Consider the following 11,235-nt stretch of genomic DNA (forward strand, 5'->3'; position numbering starts at 1 on the left):
TTCAGGCAATCTCCAGGCTCTGGACAAAGGGAATGAAGGTTTCGGCAAGGCCAGGTTCAAACTCGGCGGAGGCAAGCGGTCCGGACGGGCGGGGCGAGGCGCGGCTGGCCCCTCGCATTCGCGCCAGCAGCGGGGTTCGCACGGAACGGGCGGCCTCGACCTCGGGCACGGGGCGGGGTGTCGCCGCGCGGTCCAGCTGCGCGAAGAACGGCTTGCCGGACAGGGCGGTCAGGAACGCCTCGGAGGGCGCGAAAGCCCCGAGCAACGCCGCGCGGTTGGCGGCGCCGAACAGCTCGACCTCCTCGCGCGGCGGCGCGCCGACCCGGTCGGACACCGCGATCAAGAAATCGCAAAACCGCTCCACCTCCGGCTGGGGGAACAAGGGGGCGGCACAACGGGCATATTCCAGCAGCGCCGGGTGGATCGAGGGGTTGACCCGCCGCTCTGGCGCGAGGCCGGGCGGGAAGGCAAGGCCCGATTGCGCGACGAAATCCGCGACCGACCCGCCCGCCGCCACCACATCGGCATAGTTGCGCAGCGACAGCCGCGCCGAGGGAAACGCCCTCAGCCAGGGCGCCAGCAGCAGTTCATAATCCAGATGGATCGTGCCGCAATACTCCTCCAGCCCCTGGGCGCGCAGCGGGTCCACCCGGTCCCCAAAGCGGATCCGCTGTGCGTGCCAGGCAGACAGGTACTGGTCCGGCCGGCGCAACGTGCAGTGCAGCGATACCTCTGCCCCCTCGAACAGCCGACCAAGCTGACCGATCAGCCCCGGCGCCCAGGCCCCGAAATTGGCGAAAACCTCAGAGCACAGGATGACCGCCTGCGGCTGATGCACCTTGATCTGGTTGCGGATCGAGGTTTCCATCTGGTGAACAGAGGGCAGATCCGGATGCCAGGGGGGCACCGGATACTGCACCGCCTCAAACAACATGCGGAAGGCGAGGGCATTGTGCGATTCACGCGCATTCCAGGGCTGCGGCTCGGGGTCAGGGCCGACCAACGCCTGACGCAGCAGCCGGGCATGGCCATCGCTTTCCACCGGCGGGTAGAGGATGCCGGCCCGCAGCAGGGTGGCCGCGTTGCGCCACAGGAAGTCCTGCAGCGAGGTCGAGCCGACCTTGTGATGGCCGATGAACACCAGCAGCTTCATGCCGCATCCTCCTGCGCAGCGGTACGGGCCTTGGGTCCACCCCGGGCCGGGACCTGCGGTGGCACATGGCGGGAGGGGGGCCGGCGGGAGCCGGCGGCGAGCGCCAGTACCTCCTCATGCGGGCGGTCCAGCCGCCCCCGAAGCCCGTCCAGCAGCGCAAGGCGCAGCAGCCGCAGATAGACCGGCCGCTCCACGCGCCGGTAGTGGCGCGCCCGCAGCCCCCAGCGCAGCAGATGCATCAGCGCCATCGGCGCGAACAGCCAGCGCCCGGCCGCGGCACGAAACACAAGCAGCAGGTTGCGATGGTGGTAATAGGCCTTCCACAGTGGCCGGTAGATCCAGGCGCTACCCTGCAGGGTGCTGCAATCATGCTCGAACCGGATCCGGGGATCGAAGCCGATCCGCAGCCCAAGGGCGCGCATGTGCAGCGAATGCAGCACATCATCGCCATAGATGAACAACCGCGCATCTGGCAGGCCGGCCAGGTGCCGCGCCCGGCGAGACAGGAACAGGCCGACGAACGAGGCGATGTCGATCTCGGCCAGGGTGTCGGCCAGGTAATCGGCATCGGCCAGGTGGAAGGCGGGGCGACCGCGGAACAGCGCGGCGGCAAAGCGGGTGAGGCTCGCGAAGGGGTTGCGGGCCGGCCGGTTCATCTCGGCGATGCGGCCCGAAGGGTCGCGCACGGCTGCCGCTACCGCATCCCATCCGGGCGGGGGCGCGGCGCGGAACTGCGAAATCGCCCCGGGCGCGGGGCGGGCGTCATCGTCCATCACCACGATCCAGTCGGGATCGTCGCGCGCCTCCAGCTCTGCGAGCCCGAGCGCGAAACCACCGGCACCGCCGAGGTTGCGCGGCGGCGTCAGCACGATCAGCCGCGGGTCGGCCTGTGCGGCAAGCCAGGCCGCGGTACCGTCCGGGGTGCCGCTGGAGGCGCCATTGTCGATGATGCAGATCCGCTCCAGCGGCGCGGCCAGAAGCGCCAGCACCGTGGCGCGCAGCTGCGCCGGGCGATTGCAGGTGACGACGACCGCCGCGACGGTCGGGGACCGTCGGGGGACCCGAACCTTCTGTGGATCGGGGGCTGGATCGAGAGCGCGGCGGGGGGCTATGTCGCGGGCCATCGCACCCTCACAGCGGGGCATGGACAAAGGCGGGCACCCGCTTGCGCGCGGTCCGGGCGGCCAGAAAGGCCGCCGCGGTATCCATCGCCTCGCGGATCGTCACGTCCATGTCGAGATAGCGGTAGGTGCCCAGCCGGCCGACGAAGGTGACCCGCTCTGCCTCCGCCGCGCGGGCGGCGTAGTCTCCCAGCAGCGCCTTTTCCGCTACCAGCCGCACCGGGTAGTAGGGCACATCCCCGGGACCCGCCGCGCGGCTGTATTCGCGGTAGCAGACGGTTTCGTCATGCCGCTCCCAGGGGGCGAAATACTTGTGCTCGGTGATCCGGGTCCAGGGCACGGTGACATCGCCGTAATTCATCACCGCGCAGCCTTGCCAGTCGCCCCTCTCGCAGAACCGCTCGAAATCCAGCGTGCGATAGCCAAGACGGCCGGCGTCGTAGCCGAACCAGCCATCCAGCGGCCCGGCATAGAAGACATGGTCGAAATCCTGCGCCATCCCCGGCTCGAAGGGCGTGTCCAGCAGCACGCAGATCCCCGGATGGTCGAGGATCCGGGTGATCATCGCGGTATAGCCGTCTTCGGGCATCCCCTGGAAACGATGGAAGAAATAGTTGTCGTCATAGGTGAAGCGCACCGGCAGGCGTTTGAGGATCGAGGCCGGGAGTTCGGAGGGCGCGCAGCCCCATTGCTTCATCGTGTAGCCCTTCAGGAACGCCTCGTAGAGGTCGCGCCCGACGAAGCGCAGCGCCTGTTCCTCAAAGCTTTCCGGCACCTCGATGCTGGTATCGGCCTGATCCTCGATGAAGGCCGCGGCCTCCTCGGGGCGCAGGGTGCGGCCGAAGAACTGGTTGATCGTGTGCAGATTGATCGGCAGCGAATAGACAGAGCCGCGCGTGGTGGTCTTGACCTGGTTCTTGTAGGGCAGGAACCGGGCATAGCGGTTCACATAGTCCCAGACGCCGGCATCATCGGTGTGGAAGATATGCGGGCCGTAGACATGCACCATCACCCCGCTCGCCGGATCACGCTCTGTGTGGCAATTGCCGCCGATATGGCTGCGCTTGTCGATCACCGTAACGCTGTGCCCCGCTTCGGCCAGCGTTCGCCCGATCACCGCGCCCGAGAGGCCGGCCCCCACCAGCAAAAGCTTTTCAGATCTCATCTCCGTCCCTTTCTGGCAGACCCGGCGCCGGCGAGTCACCCGGCGCCTTGCAGTTCCGAATCCTTCCCACGGCAGGGTTAATGGCGACTTACCCGTTTTGTTCTTTTCGAGAGCAGGGCGGGTCCGTGGCAAATCGCGGAGGCGCGGGGCGCAGGGGCACGGCACCCGGCACGGCGCCCGGCATGGCGCGCCCCGCCAGGGGTATGAACCGGGCTATCATCGCGCTGTCAGACACCTCGGTCTGCGCAGTATGAGCCCGACGGGGAGATGGAACCTTGGGCCGCCGTATCGGGCCAAAATCTCGGGCCAAAATCTCGGGCCAACAACGCCTCGAGTTGGAGCGTTGACCTGTGCCGGGGCACAGGAAAGACGAAGCGGCTGGGGCTTCGGGATGGCCAGAGTCCCCGCCGCGCTACACCGCCTTTTCCCAGCCCCGGGGTGCGCTCCCCCTGTCGGCCCTGCGCAGCGCTGTCACCGGGGCGAAGTGGGCGGGTGCCAGCCCCGCGGGCCGACGACTGTTCCACCGAATGCCATTTCCCGGCGGCCATGTCCTGCAATCGAGGGCCGCTCAGGTTCCGCTCAGTCGCAACTCCGGCGGTGGGTCGCCTGTCGCCTCATAGCCCTCGACCCAGCGGGCGACGACCTGCAGGGCGCGGGGCCGCGACTCCTCCTCGATAGCCTCGCGCAGGCCACGCAGCAGCGCCGCAACCTCAACCTCCGAGGGGAAACGTTCCTGTGCGGCAAAGATCTTGGGATGGCCCGCGGGGCGCGCATTGCCGCCAATCAGCAGCTCTTCATGGCGTTTCTCGCCGGGGCGCAGGCCGATTTCGAGGATCTCGATCTCGCCCTCCGGGTTCGCTGCATCGCGGGGGATGCCGCCCATCGCCTCGATCACCTGCCGGGCCAGATCGCCGATCCGCACCGGCGCACCCATGTCCAGCAAGAAGACCTCGCCGCCCTTGGCCAGCGATCCGGCGCGCAGCACCAGCGCGACCGCCTCCTCCACCGTCATGAAGAAGCGGGTCACGTCATGCCCGGTCACGGTGACCGGCCCGCCGCGGGCCACCTGTTCCTGGAACAGCGGGATCACCGAGCCGGAGCTGCCGAGCACATTGCCGAAGCGCACCATGGAAAACACCGTGCCCCCGCCCTTACCTTGAGCACCGCTGCGTGCCGCCAGATCCTGGACAACGATCTCCGCCAGCCGCTTCGAAGCGCCCATGATATTGGTCGGCCGCACTGCCTTGTCAGAAGAGATCATCACGAAGCGCTTTACGCCCGCCGCCCGGGCAGCGCGGGCCAGAACCTCGGTCCCCAGCACGTTGTTCGCCAGCCCCGCCAGCGGATTGGCCTCCACCAGCGGCACATGCTTGTAGGCGGCGGCGTGCAGCACGATGTCGATGCGCTGTGCAGCGAACAGCCGGCGCAGCAGCGCCGCCTGCCCCACCGAGCCAAGCACCGGGACAAGCACAACTCCGGCCTCCTCGGCCAGCGGCCGCAGCTCTCGCTCAATGGCATAAAGCGCGTATTCGGCATGGTCGAGCAGCACCAGCCGAGCCGGGCGCAACGACAGGATCTGCCGGCAGAGCTCCGCCCCGATGGTGCCGCCGGCGCCGGTGACCAGCACCGTGTGCCCGGCGTAAACCGCGGCCAGCCCCTCCAACGCATCCGCCACCGCGGCGCGCCCCAGAAAGGCGCCGGGCAGCACCGGCTGCAGACGGTCCGGCGCGGCCTCGGTCCCGATCATCTGCGCGAAGGAGGGGACCGACTGCACCTCCACTCCCAGCGGCTGCAGGGCGCGCGCGATGCCCGCCTGCCGCGCCCGTGGCAGCGCCGGCATCGCCAGCACCACGCGGCTGATGTGCTGGCGCGCGATGATCTCAGGCAGGCGCGCGGGGCGATGCACCGGCAGGCCCGCCACCGTCAGCCCCTGCAGGCCCGGGTTGTCATCGACAAATCCAACGGGCCTTATCGCGGCATGGCGCTTGAGCGCCGAGACCAACTGGATCCCCGTCATCCCCGCGCCGTAGATCAACACCCGTGTCACTGGTGTCTCGGAGCGATAGAGCGCCTCGAGCGCCCGCAGCATCCCCAGCCGCAGGCCAGCCGCAAGCAGCACGAAGAGCAGCGTGAACACCGCCCAGAGCCCCGGTGGGAGGGGCAGGCCCGCGGCCAGCGCCAGCGCCGCGCCAAGGCCGGCCAGAGCCGCACCATGCAGGGCGGTGCGCGCGAGGCCGGCCCCGTCATAGGATTTCAACCGGGCCCGCGGAATACCCAACGCCAGCGCCAGCGCCGCAGCCGCCAGCGACAGCACCGGCCCGAAGAGCCAGAGGCCCTGCAGCGCGCCGGTCCCCGCCAGGCTGCTGTCCTGCGCGATCATCGCCAGCCACAGCGCCAGCGGCGCCAGCGCCCCGTCGATGAACACCAGCACCGCCATCTTCTGGCCCCGGCCAAGCGACCGGGCCAGATGCAGCAGCGGGGGAAGGACCGAAGCGAAGACCATGAGGCAGCCTTGCATGAAGGGGGTTAACGGCGGGTTGTGACGGCCAGGTTGGCACGGCGGTCGGCGGGCGCGTTCAGCGGTCCTGTTCACGGCTGCTCGGGGGAGCGGGACCGCGAGTTTCCCGCGGGCGGGCTCCGGCTTGCCCTTGGGGCTGCCCGGGCGCGTTACAGGTTTGGTAGAGATCGCCGCTTGCCTCGGAGGCGAGTGCGCGGGGGAAGGATGCCACCGACCACAGTCCCAGAAACCAGCACGATTGCCGCCACGGCGTGTCGCACGGTCGGGGGCGTGGCGCAGCGCCTTTTTATGCTGCGCCCGCTTAGGTCGACCCTCGCCGCGCGCGGGGCCGATCCCGCCGCCGCCCCGCGACAGCGGCCAGCGTGCGCGCCAGAATCGCCAGATCGGCACAGGGGCAGCGGCGGGCCTGATGGATCAGGTCGATCCGCGCCTTGCGGGGCACGCAGCGGTTCTTGTAGGCGGCCTCGGTCTCGTCCGGCGTGCGGCAGGCCGCCAGAATGCGCTCCTCATGCCGGTGAAACACGAGGGTGGCGAGGCCGGTCACCCCCGGCCGGTCGCGCAACACACGGGCGTAAAGGTCGGGAAACTGCTCGACATAGCGGCGCAGCGGCGGGCGCGGGCCGACGAAGCTCATGTCGCCGCGCAGGATGTTCCAAAGCTGTGGCAACTCATCCAGTCGGCTGCTGCGTAGAACCGCGCCCAGCCGGGTGATCCGGGCGGCCTTGTCGCCGCCCGACACGCCGGCATCGTCCGGATCGGGGGCCATGCTGCGGAACTTGACCAGCTGGAAGGACCGGTCGGGGGCGCGCATCCGCTCGGACAGGTAAAACACCGGCCAGCCCTGCAGCGCCAGCGCCAGCAGCGCGAGGGTCAGGATCAGCGGCGCCAGCAGCAGCACCAGCAGCGCCGCGAGGCAGATATCGAAAGCGCGGCGGCCGGGCGTCATGGCAGGCCCCCCGCAGCGCGCCATTCGGCGATCAGGGCGGCGGGGTCTGCGGCGGCAAGCGGCACCAGCGCCTGCACCGCGCCGGTGTCCAGCGCGGCCAGCGGCAGCGGTGCTGGCCGCGCCACCCGCCAGACAAAGCTGCGCCCCGCCGCCGCGCACAGCGCCTCCATCGCCATGGGGCCGGGCTGCGCGAGGTTCAGGATCGGCGGCAGCCCCGCCCCGGACTGTGCCTGCGCCGCCAGCGCCAGCAATGCCCGCGCCAAGGTCAACGGGCCGATCACAGAGCGCCGCGGGCTGCTGCCATCTGGACAGCGGTCGAGCTTGATCGCCTGCCCCCCCGCAATCGCGGCCGAGATAGCATCGGCGCCGACCACATTGCCAAGGCGCAGCAGGCAGATCTTCGGGCCGCCCCGGGCCGCATGGGCCAGCAGCGCCGCCTCCATATGGACCTTGGCGCGGCCATAGGCATCGCGCGGGCGCAGCCGCGCATCCTCGCGCCAGGGTGCGCCCCTTGCGCCATAGACGGCAATGCTGGAGGCGACCAGAACATGGCCGATCCCGGCGGCGGCGGCAGCCCCGGCCGCCGCAAGCGCAAGGCTGCGGTTATCCGAAAGCCCGGCCCCCTGGACAGCGCCGGCGAGGCAGATCAGCACCTCGGCGCCCTGCAACGCCTGCGGCGGCGCGTCCGCCAGCAGATCCCAGGCCCGCACCCCCTCGCCTCCCCGGCGCGAGAACCACATCACCCCCGGCATCCCACCCGAGGCGCGCAGCAGGGTGCCGACCCGGCCACCGGCGCCCAGAACCGCCAGCCGTGGCGCGGCGCCGGTCATGCCCGCCGCTCCATCGCCATCGTCTCGTGCATGTTGCGCTCATGGTGGCGGATCGCCTCCTCGACATCGTCGTAAAAGGTCAGCTGGCCGTTCTCCAGCACCGCCCCCGCATCGCAGATCCGCCGGATCATTCCCATGAAATGCGACACAACGATGGCCGAGGATTGCCCCAGCCTTTCCATCAGCAACGCCTCGCTGCGGGCCTTGAAGGCGGCATCGCCAACGGACGTGACCTCATCCACCAGATAGGTGTCGAACCGGATGCCCATCGAGGCGCCGAAGGCGAGACGCGAGCGCATGCCCGAGGAATAGGTGCGGAACGGCAGGCGGAAATGCGCGCCCAGCCCGGCGAAATCCTCGACGAAATCGCACAGCTCGCCGGTATCGACGCCGTAGATCCGGGCGATGAAGCGCACATTCTGCGCGCCGGTCAGATCGGGGTGGAACGAGCCGGCAAAGCCCACCGGCCATGAAATCGTGCCATCGGTCAGCACCTCGCCCGCATCCGGGTCCATCGTGCCGGCGATCATGCGCAGCAGGCTCGACTTGCCGGCGCCGTTGCGGCCCAGCAGGGCAACGGAGCGCCCCGTGGGGAACTCCGCCGTCAGCCGGTCGGCAACCAGCTTGCGCGCGCCGTTCAGCCGGTAGGTCTTGGACAGGTCCTGCAGCCGGATCATCGCTACCTCCGGTCGCGGATCGACCAGGCGATCAGGGTCAGCACCGACCAGCCCAGCAGCAGGAACAGTCCCGCCAGCGCCGCGATCCGCAGCCGCTGCGGATATTCCGCGGTCTGGGCCAGCGTCGGGCGCACATGTGCGGCCAGATAGCGGTTCTGGCGCTGCGCCTCGGCCCGCGCCATGTCATGCGCGGCGAGGGCCGAGAGGTAGCTTTGCTCGGCGAACTCCCGCTCCACCGTCAGCCGCTCGAACTCGCCCACCACCGTGGCATATGCCTCGCCGCCACTGCCAGCGCCGAACTTGCCGCGCTCGGCTGCGATCCGCGCCTCGATCACCGCGATCTTGTCGCGGCGCAGGCGCACCCGGGGGTCCGCAGCACTCGTCGCCTGAAGCAGCATGTCGAGCTCGATCAGCGCCTCGGCCAGTTGGGTGTTCAGCGTGTTGATCACCCCCATCTGACTTTGCAGATCCGCCTCGGGATCGACGATCTGATGCAGGCTGCGAAAGCCGGTCAGCGCCCCCCGCGCCGCCTGCAGCCGGGCCATTGCCCGGTCCAGCTCGTCCTGCGCATGGCGGGTCGCATCGGCGCGAGCGGTGGCGGAGAGATCGTTGATCATCGCCGTGCTCTCCTCAAGGATCGCACTCGCCAGCTGCTGCGCGCCCTGCGGCGTGAAGGCCAGCGCGGTCAGCTCGATGATGCCGTCGCCCTGGTCGTAGGAGATCCGCACCATCCGCTGCCAGTGATCGCGAAGATCCTCGACCGTGGCCTCGGCAGGTAGGGTGAAGATGGGGTCCATCCCCGGCCGCCCATACATGGCGCGCAGGTCCAGCCGGGCGTCGATGCGCGCGACCATGTCCTGGCTGCGGATGAACTCGTAAAGGATGTCGGTATCGGAGGAACTCCCCGTCGATAGCCCGGCAAAGCCCCCCAGCATTTCCATCGGCGAGGCCTGATCCTCACGCCGGACCGAGAAGGAGGTGACCGATGCATATTGATCCTCTGCCACCGCCCACAGATACCAGACCAGCGCCGCGAAGGGCAGCAGCACCAGCAGGGCAAAGGCCGCCAGCGCGCCGCGGTGGCGCGGCTGCAGCCGGGCAGAGCCGGGGGCCGCTGCGGCCGGCGGCAGTGAGGGGGCAGCCGGGCGCGGGGCAGGCAGCATCTGTGGCGCGGTCTGGGGCAGCTTATGCGGGCCCTGCGCCACCAGCGCCTTGCCACGGTGGCCCACCGCCGGCCCGCCGCGCGGCGGGTTCGGGCGCTGCGGCTGCACCTGCGCCGGCCGAGTCGCCTCGGGCGGGCGGGGGGCGGGGGGTTTGGGCGCCCCAAGGGACACCACATTCTGCGCGGCGCGCTGCGGCGCGGCAGGGCCCTGTCCGACGCCTTCGCCTGCGGCGTGCCTGTTGTCCCCCGCAGCTGCGGGCCTGTTCAGCGTGCCTTCTGTCACATCGCCCCCCGGCGCCCGGCGCCCGTTTGCGTTTCGGAAACCAATCTCGCGCCAGATGGCAGCGCGGGTCGGCTAGGCCCGGCATACAGCAGGGATGGTCAACCGATGCTTAAGGCGGCCCGGAAAATCCGGCGGGGAAAGACGGTGCGCGCCGTGGCCGCGCTGATCCTGCGCGAGATGGAAACCACCTTCGGGCGCTCGCCCGGCGGCTATCTCTGGGCAGTGGCCGAGCCCGTGGCAGCGATCGCGCTGCTGTCCGTGGCGTTCTCCATCGCGCTGCGGGCGCCGGCGCTTGGTTCCAGCTTCGCGCTGTTCTACGCGACGGGGTACCTGCCCTTCACGATGGCGCTCGACACTGCAAACAAGGTGGCAAACGCGATCCGCTTCTCGCGCCCTTTGCTGACCTATCCGGCGGTGACCTTCCTCGATGCGCTACTGGCACGCTTCACGCTGAACCTGCTGACCCATGCGCTGGTCTTCTGCCTGGTGATCGCCGGGATCGCGGTCCTGCTTGGCGCCGATATCACGCTGAACCTGCCGCGGATCCTGTCGGCGATGGCGATGGCTTCGGTTCTGGGGCTGGGGGTCGGCACGCTGAACTGCCTGCTGTTCAACATCTGGCCGCTCTGGGAGCGGATCTGGCAAATCGTCACCCGGCCCCTCTTCATCGTGTCGGGCGTGTTCTTCCTGCCCGAGGAGATTCCCGTGCCCTATGACTTCTGGCTCGCGCTGAATCCGGTCGTGCATGTCGTGGGCGAGATGCGCCGCGGGCTCTATGCGGGGTATGAGGCACCGGGGGTGTCGCATGTCTTTGTCTATGGGCTCGGCCTTGGCTGCCTCGCGCTTGGCCTTGTGCTGCTGGGGCGGCACCACCGCGCCATTCTGGGCGAGGGCTGACGCTCAGGAAAAGGCGAAGTCATCCGCCCCGAGGCTGCCCGCCGCCACCCCCTCCAGCGTGATCGAGCCGTTGCCGTAATCGACCAGCGCATTCCCGGCGCTGTAAGTGATGGTCAGGTCCGAATAGGCCTTCCCCGTCCCTTCGAGCCGTATCACGTCAAGCCCATCCTCGAACCCGATGATCCGGTCAGCCCCGTCGCCGGGGCGAAACACAAAAGTATCTGCCCCGCTGCCACCCGACAGGAAATCATTGCCCGTACCGCCGATGATCCAGTCGCTGCCCGCGCCGCCATAGAGCGAGTCGTTTCCGGCGCCGCCCTCCAGCCGGTCATTCCCATCCTCGCCGTAGAAGATGTCATCCCCGGCGCCGCCCTTGATGATGTCATTGCCGAGCCACCCCCAGACGGTATCGCCCGGCCCCGGCGCGGTCTGCGCGCTGTCGTCGAAGACATCATCGCCCTCGCCCAGCATCACCGTATCGCT

At 69.4% G+C, this 11,235-nt stretch carries 10 protein-coding genes; 1 reads left to right on the forward strand and 9 read right to left on the reverse strand.

Annotation, left to right across the window (positions count from 1 at the left end; genetic code table 11):
* Position 1: 1 nt before the first annotated feature.
* From Q8S30_RS00970 to Q8S30_RS01005, 8 genes are all read right to left on the reverse strand, one after another.
* Positions 2–1,153 (reverse strand): hypothetical protein, encoded by a 1,152-nt coding sequence (locus Q8S30_RS00970; RefSeq protein WP_305664176.1) that lies wholly within the window; start codon positions 1,151–1,153, stop codon positions 2–4.
* Complete coding sequence (locus Q8S30_RS00975; protein WP_305664177.1) at positions 1,150–2,298, reverse strand: glycosyltransferase; 1,149 nt, start codon at positions 2,296–2,298, stop codon at positions 1,150–1,152. The genes Q8S30_RS00970 and Q8S30_RS00975 overlap by 4 nt, the downstream gene beginning before the upstream one ends.
* The gene (locus tag Q8S30_RS00980; RefSeq protein ID WP_305664178.1) at positions 2,285–3,439 is read right to left on the reverse strand and encodes a UDP-galactopyranose mutase; all 1,155 of its coding nucleotides are present in this window, start codon (positions 3,437–3,439) and stop codon (positions 2,285–2,287) included. Before Q8S30_RS00980 ends, Q8S30_RS00975 begins: the two co-directional genes overlap by 14 nt.
* A gap of 568 nt (positions 3,440–4,007) precedes the next feature.
* Positions 4,008–5,957, reverse strand: coding sequence for a nucleoside-diphosphate sugar epimerase/dehydratase (locus Q8S30_RS00985; RefSeq protein WP_305664179.1), 1,950 nt, complete (start codon positions 5,955–5,957; stop codon positions 4,008–4,010).
* A 301-nt stretch (positions 5,958–6,258) separates the two neighbouring features.
* Positions 6,259–6,903, reverse strand: a complete 645-nt coding sequence (locus tag Q8S30_RS00990) for a sugar transferase (protein ID WP_305664180.1) — start codon at positions 6,901–6,903, stop codon at positions 6,259–6,261.
* On the reverse strand, positions 6,900–7,733 hold the full coding sequence (locus Q8S30_RS00995) for an NAD(P)-dependent oxidoreductase (protein WP_305664181.1): 834 nt from the start codon (positions 7,731–7,733) through the stop codon (positions 6,900–6,902). Before Q8S30_RS00995 ends, Q8S30_RS00990 begins: the two co-directional genes overlap by 4 nt.
* A complete protein-coding gene (locus tag Q8S30_RS01000) occupies positions 7,730–8,410 on the reverse strand; it encodes an ABC transporter ATP-binding protein (RefSeq protein WP_305664182.1) in 681 nt (226 codons plus the stop codon). The genes Q8S30_RS00995 and Q8S30_RS01000 overlap by 4 nt, the downstream gene beginning before the upstream one ends.
* A gap of 2 nt (positions 8,411–8,412) precedes the next feature.
* Complete coding sequence (locus Q8S30_RS01005; protein ID WP_305664183.1) at positions 8,413–9,681, reverse strand: sugar transporter; 1,269 nt, start codon at positions 9,679–9,681, stop codon at positions 8,413–8,415.
* A gap of 327 nt (positions 9,682–10,008) precedes the next feature.
* Between Q8S30_RS01005 and Q8S30_RS01010 the strand changes: the two genes are divergently transcribed.
* Positions 10,009–10,752 carry an ABC transporter permease gene (locus Q8S30_RS01010; protein ID WP_371135410.1) on the forward strand — a complete coding sequence of 248 codons (744 nt, stop codon included), beginning with the start codon at positions 10,009–10,011 and terminating at the stop codon, positions 10,750–10,752.
* Between the two features lie 3 nt (positions 10,753–10,755).
* Here Q8S30_RS01010 and Q8S30_RS01015 read toward each other — a convergent pair.
* The coding region (locus Q8S30_RS01015) for a calcium-binding protein (RefSeq protein ID WP_371135411.1) at positions 10,756–11,235 on the reverse strand (480 nt) is incomplete at its 5' end.

Source organism: Frigidibacter sp. (assembly GCF_030695035.1).
Classification (GTDB): Bacteria; Pseudomonadota; Alphaproteobacteria; order Rhodobacterales; family Rhodobacteraceae; genus Frigidibacter.